Genomic DNA, 16421 nt, shown 5'->3' on the forward strand with positions numbered 1-16421 from the left:
AATTCAAGGAGTCAAACACTCCGAAAAGAATTTTTATAAAAGAAAGGAGTGAATTTCGTATGACGGTTGAAGGCTTGTATGAAACTTCGATAAGATCTATGTAATCACCTATTCATTAAATGAAAATCCGCATTTTGGGCAGGTATGTTGAAAATGATAATCTTCATAATCATCCAAATCTAATTCCTGGCTGTCATTGATTTTTCCTCCGTTGCCTTCATGCTCAGCCAGCTCTCCCAAGATTTCATCTATTTCACTTTCTGAAAAGCCTGTAAGGGATAGATCAAAATTATTGTGCTTCAGGTCTTCCAAAACCTGTTCAAATTTGTAATCATCCCAGTCGCCGCCGATCTTAAAGCCAGGTTGAGCGCTTTTTCCTCAGCCTCATCCAGATTTACAACTGAGTCGAGGAGAGTCTTTGGTTCTTCTTCCATGAGGACTTTAAAGCGTTGGTGGCCGCCCTACAAGGTTGCCAGTCCTTTCATCAGACTAATGGTTCGACTGCTCCAAATCGTTTCATAGATTGTTTCAGTGCTTCGTATTCCAGATACCTGGCTGCAGATCAATGCGCGGATTATATGAGGCAGGGTTAATCTTTTCTATTGGTATAGTTCTAATAACCTGATGTATCGCCTCCAATAAAAAAACACCTTATTTAGTAAGGTGTCTGGTACTTTTTTGTATTCTTCTAGAATGTCTTTTTTCCGGTAATTCATCTAAACACTCTTGTAATAGCCTTTTATAAAGACTCAGCTTTTTAAGGCACCTTGATTCCCAACCCGATACCCCAAACCAAATTAATACGGCAGAATAAAAAACCAAAAGGATAATTGTAGGAGCAGCATCTGCATCTGCATCAGTCACAAGTTTAAGACCATAATTCATTGTGCTTCCCAAAACAAAAGATAGAATTGCGAAAAAAGCAGTAGTAAAGTGATTTAAAGCTTTTTTATTTTCAATCTGATCTTCCAGCCTGCCCAAGAACATTTGAATTTCCTTTTTATCATGATGCTTTTTGATTTCATCTTTAAATGCAATCTGATCAGCTAAGCTTTTTTTATGAAGGTTCTCTTGAAATCGTTGCAAATATATTTCTATGTTTATGATTTTACCATACTCAATTTTTTCAATACTATCACTCATAAAAATCACCCCTCTGTATATATCGGAAGTGTTTTTCTAATATTTAGGTGCATTCGTTACCGAGAAAAGCTTTCTTACTATTGTTTTCAGCGAATGCGCCCGCCTAGTCGTTTGTAAGTGTCTTTCCTGACTCCCATGATCTCTTCCCAATCCCGTCTCGTTAAATGTTCATCTTCCTTCGTTGAAGAGCTTAATACTTTTTTAAGCTGCTGCTTCATGTCAGCTGATAAAGCATCTCTCATCTTCATGTTTCATTCTCTTTACCGAATAAACACCACCTTGCGCTATTCGCTTTTTTGAATTAAAAATGGCTCCGGCTAATCTCCAGGAGGACGCAAAGATTATAGGGAGCCATGTGAAAATGACTTCCTGTGCAAACGGGATCTCACCGCTTGCGTTTCCCGTGACTATCGCGCGCAATCCTGCATAGACTCCAGCCGCTCCTCCTGTGAAGCTGACGACCTTCATCATCATTCGATACATCCGAGTTCACCCTTGATAAGGGAAAGGTGCGTCTCCCATTCTGGCCAATAAAAAAGCGGCCACCAATCAGCTGCACAACATCCATGTGCAAAAGATCAGTGTCCGCAGGCTCTCCGTCTTGGACTCGATATTCACGTTCGTTTTTCTTGTCTCTATCGTATGAAAAGTGGAATAGAAAAAGTCCCCCCATTTTATCCCCCTTTTTGTCGGATTTTTCTCGGATTTGAAACATAAAAAAAGCACTCAACCAAAGTTAAGTGCTTAATAATTTCTACTATCCACAGAAGGCTATATCAACGCAAAAATGGTCCAAAAATTTAAGTTCATCATAAAAAAACTTCTCTTTATTCCTCTTCTTCATACTCTCTTAGACTGTTAATTAATTCAGTGAAATTATCACAGACATAGGTTACCGCTGCTTCTGGATTCTCAAATGCTTCTTCGTGATCCCAAAAAACCACAGTCGGGTTTGTTTCAGAAGCTCTATAATCAAAGCAAATCTCATTACCAAATGCATCATCAGCAATAGGAATTAACCTATCTACCATTCTTCCATCTCTATATCGATTATAGGCATTAATAATAAAAGAGTCGCTATCTTCATGAAAACTATATAAATAACCAAAGACTGCCTCTTTTCTTTCACCAGCATCGAAAACTTCAGGAGTAGGTGTGCCTCCTCCATTTTTCATAACACACTCTTTATAATCTTTTGGAAATTTAATTCCCAATTTAGATTCAACCTGTTGAATTTGCTCCTCATTTACAGGAGATTCTGCAAAGTCCCATTCTACCATTTTAACTCCTCCTTATAACTATCTATTTTGGGAACCTCCGCCCCAAATATTTCGACCGCCAGTGTGACCCGTTTTACCATGTATATCAGAATCAACAAGTTGCATAATTCCATCTTTTTGATGATGGTGCCAAGTATATCCTTCAGGTTTTTTTCCTTTTGATATTTGTTGCAATTGCCTATCGGTAAAGGCCTTTTTTAATTCGGGGTTTTTCTCTAACTTTTCTTTTAATAGTAGTGTTGCCTGTCTAAATTGAACAGCATCAGAGGATTTGTAAAATTTCTTATCAATTTCTACTTCTCCAACATGTTTAAAGATTGGAAATCCATTTTTATCATATGGAACACCAGTGATAGGATGTTTTTTGTTTTTGAGATGTCCCATTTTTAAACTAATTGTTTTTGTTACGCCTGAAGAATCTTTAAATGTGTATGGAGCAGCTTGCACAAGCACACTTTTCTTTTTATCCTCGAGCAACTCCTTCAGTAATGGCGTATTCTTCACATTAATAGAATTCCTTGCATCCTGAAGAATCCCTTCCAATGCAGGAGTATATCGATTATTGGCAGGAAGCTTAACAGACTGTTTTACAGACTTACCGGCTTCCTTCACCTTGCCAACCGCGGTTTTCCCAGCTTTCGCAACATCTTTCGAGCCCGTTGAAGCAGAAGATTTGCCCCGCAAGCCGGCAAGGCTTCCGATCAAATAAGTAAAGTAATGCGCCCTTGAATACGCATCTCCATGTACTACTTTCTCATCCCATTTTTCCGCCAACGTGTCTACCATACTCAAAAGAGCGCCTTTATAATCGTACCCAAGAACGGTGTCTAAAACAACTTTCGGGTCTTTATGTAAATGGTCGATTGTCCATCCGAGATTCCATCCAATCTGTTTTCCGCCCTCGTAAAAATCTTTCGCAAGATCATAAATAGCACCACCCGAACCACTATAAATATCAATAGCCGTCTGATGAAATTCCTTGTCGTCTTCCCCTGGCTTCAGATCCGGTCCAAATGGAGTTTCACTTTTCAAATAGATATCCTGAAAATACTTAGCAGGATCATCTAATTCTGTCTCTGCTGTAGCGACATTCTTTAGCTTTTCTATTGCGTCAGCCTGTTTTTCTGCTTTGCGAATTTCTGTTTCCATTCTGGTTTTATCTAATTTTCCGAGCATCATCTCCATCGGAGTCTCTTCGTTAGGCTGCAATGCATCCATCTCATCAGGTTTTAAAATCGAGCCTTTTTCATAACCGGTGATTTCAATTTTAGGCCCGGTATACATTTTCTCGAGCCGTGTAATGTATTTTTGCATCGTTTCAAGATCTTGTTCAGCAGTTTTCAGGGCGTTTGTTTGCTCTCTGTCAAAAGCATGGAGTTTTTCGAGAGTGCTGTTGATTTCCTTTTTCGCTTTTTGATTCTGTTCATGAAAATCGCTGTCATCCAACTGAGGTAAATCGGCGATATGGCTGACTTTTGAGATCGTGGCGTTGGCTTTGGATACCAAATGTTTCGTTGTTCGATCGGCCGCGTTCAAGCCTTGTTCCAGTTCGTTTTCGAGAAAGGCTTGTGAAATATATCCGTTGTGATTTGCTTCAAAAGAATCCAGCGCGTTTTTGATATTTTTCAATGCCGATTGGTATTCTTCAATAAAAGTTTCATAAAATCGCAGAAACGGGGTGTGGCATTCTTCGTAAAAGGCGCGAATGGCGTCTCCGCCTTTTCCTTTTAAGGCATCATCAAGATATGTAATACCGTCGACGCTTTTTTTGACTTCGGCGATTTCATCTGATTGTTTTTTTAATTGTTCCAACGTGTCATCTATTCCATCGCGTAACGACTGAACATCCAGAGTTTTCATGGCATTCTCCTCTAATACTAAAGTTACAATCAGTATAGAGTTTACCACTATACGGAAAATAATTGGTAAATAAATCCTTTTCATCCATGAAAATGAATCATTTTGATCATGACAAAAAACCCAACAAACTTGACAGACTTTTTTCGAATTCCAAAAAAGGAAAATCGTTGTCAAAAAAAGATCCTTTTTGTAAAATAAAAGATATGCAAAAAAAGGAAATGAATGACCTTAATTTTTTGAATATTTTAAAGACTACACGAAAGGATGTTGGGGGCATTGGAAGCTAAAATTGCATTCGAGAAAGTCGGGAAGATGCTTAATGATTGGTATAGCTCTATTAGACAAAACAATATTCAAAATGCTACTAAGATGAAAGATGAAATTCAAAGTATACTGCCAAACATGAAAGAAAATCAAAATGTATTGCTGTATTTCAATCTCATAGACTCACGTTTTAAACTTATGACAGAGGATTATAATGAATCTGGAAATCTATTAGATGACATCAAATCAAAACATTTAGAATCCTGCACTGATGATATGATTCAGTACTATTTCTATTTCTTCTCTGGGTTGTATGAGTTTTATCAAAAGAGATTTACAAAAGCCATTAATTTTTATCGAATCGCGGAGAGCCGTCTACATAAAATCCCTGATGAAATAGAAAGAGCTGAGTTCAATTATCAAGTGGCTATTGCTTATTATGAAATTCGCCAAAACTATTTTTCATTAAATCATGCTGAAAAAGCATTAGAGAGCTTTCAAGCAGACGGCATGTATTCCAATAGAACGGCAACATGTCAAATGGTTATCGCCTGTAACAAAATGGATTTATTTCAATATAATGAAGCTGAAGACATTTTCAAAAAAGCAATTCAAGAAGCTGCTCAAGCAAATGAAAAGTCCGCTGAAGCTCTAGGATATTTCAATCTCGGTATTTGTTATGAGAGACAGGAGAAATTGGATGAGGCAAGACAATCATTTGAATCAGCATTGGACATTCCAGAGCATCAAAGATCCGTTTACTCTGTCCGAAGTATGTATATGTTAACAAGGGTACTTTGCAAAAAAGGTCTTGTTGAAGAGGCAGAGGAGTGGTACAAAAAAGCAATCTTTGAAGCTGCTAAAGCTGGTGAAACGACATACGAAGCCAAGCTTAATATCATAAAATTTTTATATTTAGAATTAGACGAGACATTATTAGAAAAAGGATTCAACGTACTAAAAGAAAATAGCCTTTGGAGCGATGTTTCGGATTTGTCACAAAACGCAGGGATACACTTCAAAAAGAAGGAACACCCTAGACTTGCGGCGAAGTATTTTGAGGAAGCACTGAATGCTAAAGACCAAATCCAACGATTAACGGAGGGGATTGACAGATGAAAAAAATCATGTTCATCCTAGCTGCAGTATCATTGACAAGCTTTATTTATTTAGGAGCTGTCCATACACCAAGCGAACAGGCAACAACATTTAAAGTTGCTGAGAATGGTGCTTTCGGTTAAAAAACAGTGAAGGAGGAAAACTCGCTGTGAAAAAGATACTTTTAACATTCGTTGTAACAGGTATTGTCACTATCGGAGTATTGAATTTACCTGAGAAAAAAGCTGATTTTGAATTTAAACCTAGTGAAAGTGCAATTTTCGGTGCAGCTCAATTTAAAATTACTGAAAATGGTGCACTTGGATAGGGGCAGACTCACAAGAGTCTGCTTTTTTGTTCTTAACAGCCCTCAGATAATCCCGAGAGCTGTCGCCAAATTATAAATGGCCTGCCGTTTGATCTGATAATATTTGTCCTTTTTCAGCCCCATCTCCATATAAATCTCAATATCCTTGATTTTCTTTGAAGAAAGATACTTGGCCTTTATGATCTTTAATTCATCATCATCAAGGCTTTGTTTGAGTGCCCTGTCCATCTGACAAACTTTCAATTCATTTAAAGAGTGCTGGTCCCTGAGCTGCGGGAAAAGGTTATTCATCCCGGCTGCTTTCCGTTCTTTCCGGTTTTCAATCTGAACCTTCAAGGCCTTATATTTTTTGAGCTCCCTAATAATCGTATTTCTGACTTCCTTTTCATCAATAGCCGGTAAAAAAGACAATTGTTTTGCTAACAAATTCACCCCTCCTAAAATAAAAAAGACACCAAACAAACGCATAAAGCGTTGGTTTAGTGTCCGCAGGCTCTCCGTCTTGGACTCGATATTCACGTTCGTTTTTCTTGTATCTATCGTATGACAAAGTGGAATAGAAAAAGTCCCCCCATTTTATCCCCCTTTTTGTCGGATTTTTCTCGGAAATTGAACATGAAAAAAAGCACTCAACCAGAGATCAAGTGCTTGATATATTCAATTATTCTTCATGGTCCCAATCCTCTTCTTTAACTTTCAAATTGAAATCTTGTTTTTATATGATCCGTTAAAGCTGGAATGTCTTCAATACCTTTTTCACAAAGATATTTATATTCTTCTTCTGAAAAATATTCTTTTTCAGAGAGTATTTTATTTTGTTCAAAAAGCTGTTTTTTCATCTCAAATATTTTTTTGGGAGACATCATATAATTTTTTACTTTCTTTCCGTAAAAACCTTGAAAAACAGTCCACTGTAAATTTCCTTCAAATGATTCGACACACTTTTTTAATTCGTCATAAATTTTCGGGTCTACATCCTCGGTGAACCTAAAAATCAATGTAGGAATTCTACTGTATTTATCCACCTCATTATACATACCACCACGTATTTGTTTAATTGGAAAATTCTCATTAAAATAATTAACCAGTTCCATAGAAGTTGAGTACATATATTTTACTCCTCTCTAATTGTTATTCCATTAGGGTTTCCTTTTTTTATTAAATCAAAATAATCTCCCTCTAGAATAGGGAACTCACTTAGTCTAGGATCGTAAATATATTTACCATCAGAGTAAACTGTATGATATCCAAACACCTTTAACTCTCCGTACTCTTCTACCTTTAACAATCCTTGCTTAGGTTTAATCTCAAATATCTTACCATTCCCATCAGCAGCTTCAAACAGATCATCAGCAATCTCTGAACAGTCTATATTCTCTTCTGCTTTATAGAGTTCCTTATATTTATTAATCGTCTCTAGAACTTCTTTATTAGCATCTTTCGGAATAGACGGAGCTCCATTATCTTTTGGCTCAACCTTTTTAGTTAGCTCATGTGAATGTTTGTTTGGAGTTTTATTGAAGTTGTGCTCACCAGATGTTATTCCAATGTCTTTTGCGCCTGTAGAATGATCAAAAGACTTCTTGATCTGCTGAATCAAATCATGTCCAGACTTTTGTAATTGAAGCACATTAATGGGAATATCACTGGCTAACAGAAGATCCCGAGCAAGCGGATTTGGGATCTCTGAAAAACCTTTTTTTATAAATTCTCCAACTTCTTTGGCGTCTTTTAAGACTTTTTCACCTGCAAGCTTTCCAACTTTTCCAGCGCCTTCTATTCCTTTGAGTCCGGATTTTCCTGCATTGCTTATTCCTTTACCTGCGGTTTTCCCAACTTTCCCAACCTTGGATGCGACAGATCCGCTTTTTGCTGCAGCACCTCCGCCACCAGATATGAATAAACTGGCGACATTTAAAGTAAAGTAAGTTTCATAGTGCGACCGTGAATATGTATCCCCGTGTATAAAGTTTTTATCCCAGCTTTCTTTCACCTCATCCCAGGTAGAAAACAAGGCCTTTTTGTAGTCGAATTCAAAAACGGAATTGATCGTTTCTTGTGGATCTAAAAGAAGATCTGCCCCAAATTTTCCTATTCCCAGCAGCCCTTCACCCGTTTCCTTCAAAAAATGATATTTTGCCATTTCTTGACCTTTAATGTGGTCATATATAGGACCTAAATATGTTTTGCCTACCTCATCTACAGGGGCTAAAAATTCTCCGACTGTCTTCTCTGCATCATCTAGTCCTGTTAATAAATCTTCATAAGCATCGTCAAGCTGTGTTTTTAGCTTATTTACGGTCGCTTGAAGAGGATTATCCCAGAACCCAACGGCTTTCATAAGTTCCATTTGTTCAGGTGTGAGATTATCATAACCGATTTCTTTAGCGATCTTAATAAATTCCTCTGGATCGGATGTCTTTGCGAGCTTTTTTCTCAACTTATAAAGTTTAACATCATGTTCGCTAACTTCGCTAATTTCTTTTTCAATTTCTGATCTTTTATCAAGCTTATCCAGCATGATTTCCATCGCTGTCTCTTGACTCCCGCTCAAGGAATCCATCTCATCCGGCTTTAAAATCGAACCTTTTTGATAGCCGGTGATTTCAATTTTAGGGCCTGTGTACATCTTTTCTAGCCTAGTGATGTATCTTTGCATGGTCTCAAGGTCGTTTTCAGCGGTTTTAAGAGCGTTGGTCTGCTCCCTGTCAAAAGCATGGAGTTTTTCGAGAGTGCTGCTGATTTCCTTTTTCGCTTTTTGATTCTGTTCATGAAAATCGCTGTCATCCAATTTAGGTAAATCGGCAATATGGCTGACTTTCTCGATCGTGGCGTTGGCTTTGGACACCAAATGTTTCGTTGTTCGATCGGCCGCGTTCAAGCCTTGTTCCAGTTCGTGCTCAAGAAAGGCTTGTGAAATATATCCGTTGTGATTCGGTTCCAGGGAATCCAGCGCGTTTTTGATATTTTTCAATGCCGATTGGTTTTCTTCAATAAAAGTTTCATAAAATCGCAGAAACGGGGTGTGGCATTCTTCGTAAAAGGCGCGAATGGCGTCTCCGCCTTTTCCTTTTAAGGCATCATCAAGATATGTAATACTGTCGACGCTTTTTTTGACTTCGGCGATTTCATCTGATTGTTTTTTTAATTGTTCCAACGTGTCATCTATTCCATCGCGTAACGACTGAACATCCAGAGTTTTCATGGCATTCTCCTCTAATACTAAAGTTACAATCAGTATAGAGTTTACCACTATACGGAAAAGAATTGGTGAATAAATCCTGCCAATCCATGAAAATGAATCTTATTGAGTAGGTCTTAACCCCCGACACGTTTGACATAATTTTATTCAGATTCCAAAAAAGGAAAATCATTGTCAAAAAATGATCCTTTATGTAAAATGAATCATATGCAGAAAAAGGAAATGAACACCTTTAATTTTTTGAATATTTTAAAATAATAAATGGAAGGATGACTGAATCATTGGGAGTTAAAATAGCGTCTGAACAGGTTGCAAAAATGATGAACCAATGGTACGGCATGATTAGACAACAGAAAGTTGATCAAGCCATAGCCATGAAAGATGAGATCGAACATGCATTACCAAACATGGAAGAAGACCAGGATTTGCTTTTGTATTTCAACCTCTTAGATTTTCGGCATGGAATTATGTTAGAGAATTTGAAGACTTCAAAGGAAATTTTCAAACAGCTTGAGGAGCAAAAAGAAGGTATCGAAAAAACAGACGCCATGATTCAATACTATTTTTATTTCTTCTCAGGCCAGTATGAATTTCACAATAAGAATTACATAAAAGCTATTAACCTATATCAAATAGCCGAAAACAAACTGAAAGAGATCCCAGATGAAATTGAGAATGCTGAATTTCACTACCGTGTTGCAATTGCATATTATAGAATTAAACAGTACTTTTTTTCACTAAGCCATGCTCAAAAAGCTCTGGACTCTTTTAAGGGGAATGGTAACTACATAGAAAAAGCTATTAATGCTGAAATGGTAATAGCCGCAAATAAAATGGATTTATTTCGCTTAGAAGAGTCTGAAATTCACTATAAACATGCTCTAGATAAATCAAGGAAAGGTGGCTTTCCTTATGCTGAAAGTTTGGCACTTTTTAATTTAGGATTGAACTACGCTCTGAGAAACATGTTATCTGAATCAGCAGAATGCTTCAAAAAAGCCCTTGATATTGAAGAGTGTCAAAAACGAAACTTAGCGATAAAAGCAAAATTTGAATTATCATTGGTACTTTATAAATCAGGTTTAAAGGACGAGGCCAGAAGAAGGTATCAGGAAGGTTACTCAGAGGCACTTAAAATAAATGAGGAAGAATACATTGCAAAATTTAATTTTATATATGCTTTATATGATATTGGAGACTCTGGAAAAATTGAAAAAAGTTTGGAATACTTAAAGGGTAAGAAGTTATGGTTCGACGTTGCTGAATTAATGCTGGATGCTGCTTTCCATTACAAAAAATCAGGGGATATCAAAAAAGCATCTGAGTTTTTTGAGAAAGCGCATTTCGCTAGAAATCAAATCTTTAAAGTAACGGAGGAATTAAAATGAAAAGACTTTTTAAATCAGTTCTATCTGTGGCAGTCCTCGGATTATGTATTATTTCGATTACTCCGGAACAAACAGAAAAATCGACATCAAACACAGCAATTTTTAAAGTTCAAGGCAACGCAGAGTTTGCTTTAAAGTCCAGTGACCAAGTAATCGATGCTTCTCAGTTTAAAGTTGCTGAAAATGCGTTCTTTGGTTAAATTATAACGCGATTAGATTTAGCTTTAAAACCAGAAAAAAGAACACTTTGATAAGGCGGACTCAAGAGAGTCTGCTTTTTTGTTCTTAACAGCCCTCAGATAATCCCGAGAGCTGTCGCCAAATTATAAATGGCCTGCCGTTTGATCTGATAATATTTGTCCTTTTTCAGCCCCATTTCCATATAAATCTCAATATCCTTGATTTTCTTTGAAGAAAGATACTTGGCCTTTATGATCTTCAATTCATCATCATCAAGACTTTGTAAAAGCGCCCTGTCCATCTGACATACTTTCAATTCATTTAAAGAGTGTTGATCCCTTAGCTGCGGAAAAAGGTCTGTCATTCCGGCCGCTTCCCGCTCTTTCCAGTTTTCAAGCTGAACCTTCAAAGCCTTATATCTTTTCAGCTCCCTTATAATCATATTTCTGACTTCTTTTTCATCTATAGGCGGCAAAAAAGTCAATTGTGTAGCTGACACGCTAAATCCCCCCTAAAAACAAAACAGACACCAAATAAACGCTATAAACGTCGATTTGGTGTCCGCAGGCTCTCCGTCTTGGACCAATATAAATTCCTGAATCCATCTATTCTACTATAGACTTAATTGTTATTTCTCTCAAATAATTTCATTTAGATGAAAAATAATGATAAAAACCCTTTTTTTTCTTATAATACAAGTTATAATATATAGGTAACTTTAACAATATAAGGAGAAAATCAATGAAAAAAATTGTTTTGACATTACTAAGTCTTTGTCTGCTTGTTTCTTTATTTTTTATGAATGAGGGTCAAGTAACACAAGCAAAGGAAGCAACAACAACAGCTGTACAGAAATCAAGTATTAAAGGTTTAGACAAAATTGTTGACAGATACGGGAATAAACTTTTAACGGAAGCAGAAATACTAGAATTCTTTAATACAAGTGCTTTTGCTTCTAATTCATCAAACCAGGTGAATTATTTCTACACAAACACTGATGGTACGACTTCTATTTTAAAACTAGAACTGATTGTCCGTAACAACAAATTGACGGAGATATACCTAAAAGATTCTGATGAAAAAAATTCATCTATCGAAACTGCTGTGAAGAACCAAGAAGAAATTGTAAGTGTGGCGAGATTTAGATTACCAAAGCCTAAGCCTAAGCCGAAACCAAAGCCTAAAAAGCCAAAAATTACAAAAGAAGTTCCTTATAAAAAGAATGGGGGAACAATAAAAAAAGACTTTATTAGTGAACACGCTTATAAGAGACATAAGTATGATCCAAGTCGAAAGTCAACTAGCAATAGAACACAGTATGGAAAAAACGTAGACGTCGCTAAATTAAGAAAACTAACAATGTCCCAACCTGACCAAGCTTGGTCACATCGTGATAAAGGTGGTCCTTGGCGAACTTTTTATAAAAAACAATTTAATAAAAATATAAGCACAAAAGATACTCCAACAACACATCATCGTGTTATTATTAATACAGCAGATAGTAGCAAGAATACTCAATTTCCTTTATCATTTAAAAATTAAAATACAATCGATTAGGGAGAACCATATGATTGAAAAATACACAACCGAAGTTAATTTGGATTCTTTTAATGGAGATGATACTGAATTAAAAGAAACAATTGAAGAAATTAGGGCGTACGCTAAAACATATGAAAATGATAAAGTTACAGTCTTAAATGTTACTGAAAGTGTTTCTTCTAGTGGTAAGAAGCATTATAAGATCCTCTTGCAACATGAAAGGGACACCAATAATCTTGGTCGGAAATATGAATATGAAGAAGAGAAATTGTTTGGTTTCTATGAAGATGAAGAATGATCTTAATATAAAAACCCACTTATAGAGTGTTTTTATATATTGTGGGAATATCAAAACAGCCGGACCATAAAGCACACTCTTTTCTTGTTGATGCAAAGAGCCCTCCGATCTTATTCTAACAGTGATGCATGCCATCCTCTCTCTTAACCTTACACTCTCTAATTTAAAAAAGTTCGTAATCATCAAATCTAACCCTGAAAATCTTACCTTTTGTTGTTTCGATAACAGTAGAACCATGTTCCACAGCTTGATATTTTTTGACCTTGCCGCTATGTCCATCGAGCACAAGGAGAGTCACTTTTCCTTTTTCGACTTGCTCTGTAAAAGTTAAATCTGAATTAACGTCTACTTCTTTTCCTCTAGCCAAGCAGGACGCCCCCCTGTATAATAAATTTGTTGGGATTTAAAATACGTGCCGGGGCAATTCGCTTCGGTTTTTTTATTGGTTAATTTCAATGATGTCGCTCTCTGCTTTTTTCTTGGTTCCAAGAACGACATAACCTGATTTCTGCATATAATCTGTGACGTACGTGATCAAAACATCCACCGATTGCCCAGTAAAAACATCGTCTTCCCACTCATGCAGACACAAGCTGTTTCCTTCTCGAAATCCCCTGTCATTTTTTCTAATTTCAAAGTTCTTTCGTCCATCTTCAACAGCTTTAAAATATGGGGGCGAAATTTTAAGATGATGCGTCACACTCATTTTTTAAAACTCCTTCCGCATTTCGGACAAAAAGGTCCATTATATTCTTCCGTGGCTAAGTTATACCAATACCCCCTTTTTACCGACGTAATCGATTTACATTTAAAACAGAAAAAATGCTTGTATGTGAGAATCCGTTTGATTTTCTTCAGCATTTTACTTTCCACCTTTCAAAGCCGGTAGGCTACTGATGTTTAAGATCATAGAGGAGGCGGCTTGTCCCTCCTCTATGCAGCGATTGATCATGCAGCACCGTGTTCCTCATCTTCCTGGTCATCCTGGCTGTCATTTTCAGCTGACGCGTCTTCTTCAGCCGGCGCATCGTTTTCTTGCTTGAACAGTGGCTCCGCTTCTGCGTCCTGGTCTTGCTTCCAGTCCCACCATGTATCTGCAAGCGGCGCAACTTTCGCGAAATATTGATCCATTAGATCAACAATTTTGCCCGAAGATATTTCAAGCTCATACGCTAATTTGCTATAGGATTCACCTTCAATTTTGCGCTTCACGAAATTAGGGAAGTCGCTCGGAAACTCCTCGAAATTGGGCGCCATTCCGCTGGTGATAAACTCCTCTATAATGGCACGTTCGATCTGTCGTTTTTCTTTTTTGGTTGGAATGTTTTCTTTAGGCAGTCCAAGCTCAGCCTCAAGTTGTTCGGGCTGCGGCTCAACTTCTGATACCACTCCATGCTGATCAACCTTATAGCTGGTTGTAGGTTGGTTCGTGTTAGGATTGATTTCAACGTTATAATTGACCAGTGTTGATTCCAGTTGGGATTCCACTTTTTGATCAATCATTTCAGAGAAGTGTTGAATCTTTCCGTCTAAATCCGCACTATTGACCTCCAAGGTAATTTCCGTTAAGCCCTTCGGTTTCATATTCACCTTTTTTACGATTGCTTTGAAATCAATGAAAGACATAATTGTTCCTCCTCCTGGGATAGTGGGGTGACTTTAATTTCAATTCTTGGTTTCTCGCTATAAAATTTACTGACATGCAAATCTACAATTTGGCAGTCATCTTGCCATAACACTTTGTTAAGACCGTCCTTGATACCCTTGATATAGTTATCAACGTCCGGTTTTTTGCTGGGCCGGAGCTCTCCTCTTTCAGCTGCAGCGGCCTTTTTCTTGCTAAAACTCTTAAGAGTCGATTTATAAACCTTTACTTCTAACTCCAACGGCCCTTTGAATAGATTAGGAGGGCGATGATCAGAAGCGGCCAATTTCACATACTGCTTGAAATCTAATAGAAGCTGTTTTTTGGATTTTGGCCCTACCTATCTTTGTACCATACTTCTCCTTGAAATATGTCCATCCCTGATACAAACTAACGTAAACACCGCTGCCATCTGCACTAAATAAGTAAACAATATAGTAGCCCCTTGTCGCCGAAGTCGTTAAATTCTTTATAAAAATTGAAACCCAAGGAATCTCAGCCCAACGGCCTTTTCCAACAGAACCTCCTACATGATATATATTAGGATCTAAGTCAACAACTTTAAAAAGAGTGTCCTTTATTTCATGACAAATAAGGTGTGACAAAGGGTGTCCCTTAAATTCCTCATTTTTTGCTTGTTGATATGCTGATAAAACGCGCTTCATTTGTTCACTAATCGTTAGTTGATTTGAGATTTTATGTTCTATTTTGATACACCTCTTTATTCAGTAGGACTTTATGCAAGAAATGGAACCTTCATATAATATTATAAGCCTCTCCTGGGTTGGAGAGGCTTATTTTTTCAAGCTTTTATTTATCTTTTTTGACGAGTACAGCCACACACTCCACATGACTTGTATGCGGAAACATATCAACAGGCTGCACCTCAAGCGTCACATACCCGCTATCCTCCAGCACACGCAAATCGCGCGCCAAGGTTCCCGGGTTGCACGATACATACACTACACGCTTCGGCTTCATTTCAATAATCGTCTGCAGCAAAGCCTCATCGCACCCTTTGCGCGGTGGGTCAACCACAAGCGTATCAGCCTTAATTCCTTCTTCATACCACTTCGGAATCACGACCTCAGCTTCGCCAACTTCAAACTCAGCGTTCTCAATGCCATTCAGCTCAGCATTCCGTTTCGCATCCTCAATCGCTTCCGGCACAATCTCAACGCCGTACACTTTTTTCGCCTGCTTCGCCAAAAAGAGCGAGATCGTGCCAATGCCGCAGTACGCGTCAATGACGGTTTCTTCGCCGTTCAATTCGGCGTATTCAAGCGCTTTGTCGTAGAGCACTTTCGTTTGCTCGGGGTTGACTTGGTAGAACGATCTGGCGGAGATGGCGAATTTGATGCCGCCGATGGTGTCGTAAATGTATTCTTCTCCCCAGATGACGTGCGTTTCGTCGCCGAAGATGACATTTGTTTTTTTCGGGTTGATGTTTTGGACGATCGATTTGACGTGCGGGAATGCCGCGGTGATCTCCTCGACAATCTTCGCTTTGTGCGGGAAGTCGTTTGTCCTTGTAATGAAGACGACCATCATTTCGCCTGTTACGGCGCCGTATCTGACCATGATGTGTCTGAGCCAGCCTTTGTGGCGTTCTTCGTTGTACGCTTTGATGCCGTATTTGCCGCAGATCTCTTTAAGCGCTTGAACGACGCGGTCGTTTTCCGACTGCTGGATCAGGCATTCGTTCATATCGATGATTTCATGACTGCGCTGCTGGTAGAAGCCTGCGATCAGACCGCCTTCTCTTTCGCCAACAGGGACCTGGGCTTTGTTTCGGTAGTTCCACGGGTCTTCCATGCCGAGGGTCGGGTGGACGGTGATCCGGCTTACATCAAGCTTGCCGATTCGCTCCAGCACGTCTTTGACTTGCTTCTGCTTGTAGAGAAGCTGGCCTTCGTAATTGATGTGCTGCAGCTGGCAGCCGCCGCACTGTTTGTAGATCGGGCACGGGGCATCCGTGCGGAAGCGGCTTTCTTCCTTCAGGTCGATCAAGCGGCCGAAGGCGAAGCCTTTTTTGACCCGGGTCACTTTGATCTGCGCCTTTTCGTCAGGCAGCGCGTTCGGCACGAAAATCGGGAAACCGTCGACTTTGGTGACTCCGGCGCCTTCATGTGTCAAATCTTCAAATACAACATCATAATATTCATTTTTTTGCACGGGGGCTTTTTGTTTCATATT

General features: G+C 38.4%; 20 protein-coding genes and 2 pseudogenes. 7 read left to right on the forward strand and 15 right to left on the reverse strand.

Features of this window, described 5'->3' with window-relative positions; genetic code table 11:
• Nucleotides 1-108: 108 nt before the first annotated feature.
• The 5 genes from M654_RS24220 to M654_RS19820 form a co-directional block, all read right to left on the reverse strand.
• Entirely contained in the window at nt 109-312 is a 204-nt protein-coding gene (locus tag M654_RS24220; RefSeq protein ID WP_035428784.1) for a hypothetical protein, read from the reverse strand.
• Nucleotides 313-651: 339 nt separating this feature from the next.
• A complete protein-coding gene (locus M654_RS19810; RefSeq protein WP_026589645.1) occupies nt 652-1143 on the reverse strand; it encodes a hypothetical protein in 492 nt (163 codons plus the stop codon).
• Between the two features lie 86 nt (nt 1144-1229).
• The gene (locus M654_RS23665; RefSeq protein ID WP_026589646.1) at nt 1230-1391 is read right to left on the reverse strand and encodes a hypothetical protein; all 162 of its coding nucleotides are present in this window, start codon (nt 1389-1391) and stop codon (nt 1230-1232) included.
• A 579-nt stretch (nt 1392-1970) separates the two neighbouring features.
• Complete coding sequence (locus M654_RS19815) at nt 1971-2423, reverse strand: SMI1/KNR4 family protein (RefSeq protein WP_026589648.1); 453 nt, start codon at nt 2421-2423, stop codon at nt 1971-1973.
• Nucleotides 2424-2441: 18 nt separating this feature from the next.
• Nucleotides 2442-4283 carry a T7SS effector LXG polymorphic toxin gene (locus M654_RS19820; protein WP_026589649.1) on the reverse strand — a complete coding sequence of 614 codons (1842 nt, stop codon included), beginning with the start codon at nt 4281-4283 and terminating at the stop codon, nt 2442-2444.
• A 276-nt stretch (nt 4284-4559) separates the two neighbouring features.
• Here M654_RS19820 and M654_RS19825 point away from each other — a divergent pair, with 276 nt between their 5' ends.
• The 3 genes from M654_RS19825 to M654_RS19830 are packed head-to-tail and all read left to right on the forward strand — an operon-like array spanning nt 4560 to nt 5973.
• Entirely contained in the window at nt 4560-5666 is a 1107-nt protein-coding gene (locus M654_RS19825; RefSeq protein ID WP_026589651.1) for a Rap family tetratricopeptide repeat protein, read from the forward strand.
• The gene (locus M654_RS24160; RefSeq protein ID WP_256860156.1) at nt 5663-5788 is read left to right on the forward strand and encodes a hypothetical protein; all 126 of its coding nucleotides are present in this window, start codon (nt 5663-5665) and stop codon (nt 5786-5788) included. The genes M654_RS19825 and M654_RS24160 overlap by 4 nt, the downstream gene beginning before the upstream one ends.
• A 26-nt stretch (nt 5789-5814) precedes the next feature.
• The gene (locus tag M654_RS19830) at nt 5815-5973 is read left to right on the forward strand and encodes a hypothetical protein (RefSeq protein WP_163170571.1); all 159 of its coding nucleotides are present in this window, start codon (nt 5815-5817) and stop codon (nt 5971-5973) included.
• Between the two features lie 42 nt (nt 5974-6015).
• Here the strand turns inward: M654_RS19830 and M654_RS19835 are convergent, their stop codons facing one another.
• From M654_RS19835 to M654_RS23990, 3 genes are all read right to left on the reverse strand, one after another.
• Nucleotides 6016-6399, reverse strand: coding sequence for an ArpU family phage packaging/lysis transcriptional regulator (locus tag M654_RS19835; protein ID WP_026589652.1), 384 nt, complete (start codon nt 6397-6399; stop codon nt 6016-6018).
• A gap of 263 nt (nt 6400-6662) precedes the next feature.
• Nucleotides 6663-7082 (reverse strand): hypothetical protein, encoded by a 420-nt coding sequence (locus M654_RS19840; protein WP_142246029.1) that lies wholly within the window; start codon nt 7080-7082, stop codon nt 6663-6665.
• A gap of 5 nt (nt 7083-7087) precedes the next feature.
• Nucleotides 7088-9178, reverse strand: coding sequence for a ribonuclease YeeF family protein (locus M654_RS23990; RefSeq protein WP_051290486.1), 2091 nt, complete (start codon nt 9176-9178; stop codon nt 7088-7090).
• Nucleotides 9179-9456: 278 nt separating this feature from the next.
• Between M654_RS23990 and M654_RS19850 the strand changes: the two genes are divergently transcribed.
• The gene (locus M654_RS19850; protein ID WP_142246030.1) at nt 9457-10563 is read left to right on the forward strand and encodes a Rap family tetratricopeptide repeat protein; all 1107 of its coding nucleotides are present in this window, start codon (nt 9457-9459) and stop codon (nt 10561-10563) included.
• Nucleotides 10560-10763 carry a hypothetical protein gene (locus M654_RS19855; RefSeq protein ID WP_026589655.1) on the forward strand — a complete coding sequence of 68 codons (204 nt, stop codon included), beginning with the start codon at nt 10560-10562 and terminating at the stop codon, nt 10761-10763. Before M654_RS19850 ends, M654_RS19855 begins: the two co-directional genes overlap by 4 nt.
• 95 nt (nt 10764-10858) lie before the next feature.
• Here the strand turns inward: M654_RS19855 and M654_RS19860 are convergent, their stop codons facing one another.
• Nucleotides 10859-11242: an ArpU family phage packaging/lysis transcriptional regulator gene (locus M654_RS19860; RefSeq protein WP_026589656.1), complete on the reverse strand. Its 384-nt coding sequence runs from the start codon at nt 11240-11242 to the stop codon at nt 10859-10861.
• Nucleotides 11243-11484: 242 nt separating this feature from the next.
• Here M654_RS19860 and M654_RS19865 point away from each other — a divergent pair, with 242 nt between their 5' ends.
• Together M654_RS19865 and M654_RS19870 are read left to right on the forward strand one after the other, a co-directional pair.
• Nucleotides 11485-12285: a hypothetical protein gene (locus tag M654_RS19865; protein ID WP_026589657.1), complete on the forward strand. Its 801-nt coding sequence runs from the start codon at nt 11485-11487 to the stop codon at nt 12283-12285.
• A gap of 25 nt (nt 12286-12310) precedes the next feature.
• Nucleotides 12311-12580, forward strand: coding sequence for a hypothetical protein (locus M654_RS19870; RefSeq protein WP_026589658.1), 270 nt, complete (start codon nt 12311-12313; stop codon nt 12578-12580).
• A 163-nt stretch (nt 12581-12743) separates the two neighbouring features.
• On the opposite strand, the gene M654_RS19875 is transcribed toward M654_RS19870, so the two are convergent.
• The 6 genes and pseudogenes from M654_RS19875 to rlmD form a co-directional block, all read right to left on the reverse strand.
• Nucleotides 12744-12947 carry an XtrA/YqaO family protein gene (locus tag M654_RS19875; RefSeq protein WP_026589659.1) on the reverse strand — a complete coding sequence of 68 codons (204 nt, stop codon included), beginning with the start codon at nt 12945-12947 and terminating at the stop codon, nt 12744-12746.
• Between the two features lie 72 nt (nt 12948-13019).
• Complete coding sequence (locus M654_RS19880; RefSeq protein WP_026589660.1) at nt 13020-13286, reverse strand: DUF3850 domain-containing protein; 267 nt, start codon at nt 13284-13286, stop codon at nt 13020-13022.
• 242 nt (nt 13287-13528) lie between these two features.
• Nucleotides 13529-14206 (reverse strand): hypothetical protein, encoded by a 678-nt coding sequence (locus M654_RS19885; protein WP_026589661.1) that lies wholly within the window; start codon nt 14204-14206, stop codon nt 13529-13531.
• Nucleotides 14176-14532 (reverse strand): annotated as a pseudogene (locus M654_RS19890) (RusA family crossover junction endodeoxyribonuclease); the annotation flags it as partial. The pseudogene M654_RS19890 and the gene M654_RS19885, both read right to left, overlap by 31 nt.
• A gap of 1 nt (nt 14533) precedes the next feature.
• Nucleotides 14534-14890: pseudogene (locus M654_RS19895) on the reverse strand (MrcB family domain-containing protein); the annotation flags it as partial.
• Between the two features lie 145 nt (nt 14891-15035).
• Nucleotides 15036-16418 (reverse strand): 23S rRNA (uracil(1939)-C(5))-methyltransferase RlmD, encoded by a 1383-nt coding sequence (gene rlmD, locus M654_RS19900; RefSeq protein WP_026589663.1) that lies wholly within the window; start codon nt 16416-16418, stop codon nt 15036-15038.
• Nucleotides 16419-16421: the final 3 nt, after the last annotated feature.

The sequence above is a fragment of the Bacillus sp. NSP9.1 genome, assembly GCF_000465465.2.
GTDB classification, from domain to species: domain Bacteria; phylum Bacillota; class Bacilli; order Bacillales; family Bacillaceae; genus Bacillus; species Bacillus sonorensis_A.

What these genes read in the sequence shown, in the direction of transcription:
- M654_RS19880 (WP_026589660.1), bottom strand. Translation starts at nt 13,286, where the DNA reads ATGAGTGTGACGCATCATCTTAAAATTTCGCCCCCATATTTTAAAGCT.
- M654_RS19885 (WP_026589661.1), bottom strand. Translation starts at nt 14,206, where the DNA reads ATGTCTTTCATTGATTTCAAAGCAATCGTAAAAAAGGTGAATATGAAA.
- M654_RS23665 (WP_026589646.1), bottom strand. Translation starts at nt 1,391, where the DNA reads ATGAAGATGAGAGATGCTTTATCAGCTGACATGAAGCAGCAGCTTAAA.
- rlmD (WP_026589663.1), bottom strand. Translation starts at nt 16,418, where the DNA reads ATGAAACAAAAAGCCCCCGTGCAAAAAAATGAATATTATGATGTTGTA.
- M654_RS19815 (WP_026589648.1), bottom strand. Translation starts at nt 2,423, where the DNA reads ATGGTAGAATGGGACTTTGCAGAATCTCCTGTAAATGAGGAGCAAATT.
- M654_RS19810 (WP_026589645.1), bottom strand. Translation starts at nt 1,143, where the DNA reads ATGAGTGATAGTATTGAAAAAATTGAGTATGGTAAAATCATAAACATA.
- M654_RS19855 (WP_026589655.1), top strand. Translation starts at nt 10,560, where the DNA reads ATGAAAAGACTTTTTAAATCAGTTCTATCTGTGGCAGTCCTCGGATTA.
- M654_RS19870 (WP_026589658.1), top strand. Translation starts at nt 12,311, where the DNA reads ATGATTGAAAAATACACAACCGAAGTTAATTTGGATTCTTTTAATGGA.
- M654_RS19865 (WP_026589657.1), top strand. Translation starts at nt 11,485, where the DNA reads ATGAAAAAAATTGTTTTGACATTACTAAGTCTTTGTCTGCTTGTTTCT.
- M654_RS23990 (WP_051290486.1), bottom strand. Translation starts at nt 9,178, where the DNA reads ATGAAAACTCTGGATGTTCAGTCGTTACGCGATGGAATAGATGACACG.
- M654_RS24160 (WP_256860156.1), top strand. Translation starts at nt 5,663, where the DNA reads ATGAAAAAAATCATGTTCATCCTAGCTGCAGTATCATTGACAAGCTTT.
- M654_RS19840 (WP_142246029.1), bottom strand. Translation starts at nt 7,082, where the DNA reads ATGTACTCAACTTCTATGGAACTGGTTAATTATTTTAATGAGAATTTT.
- M654_RS19820 (WP_026589649.1), bottom strand. Translation starts at nt 4,283, where the DNA reads ATGAAAACTCTGGATGTTCAGTCGTTACGCGATGGAATAGATGACACG.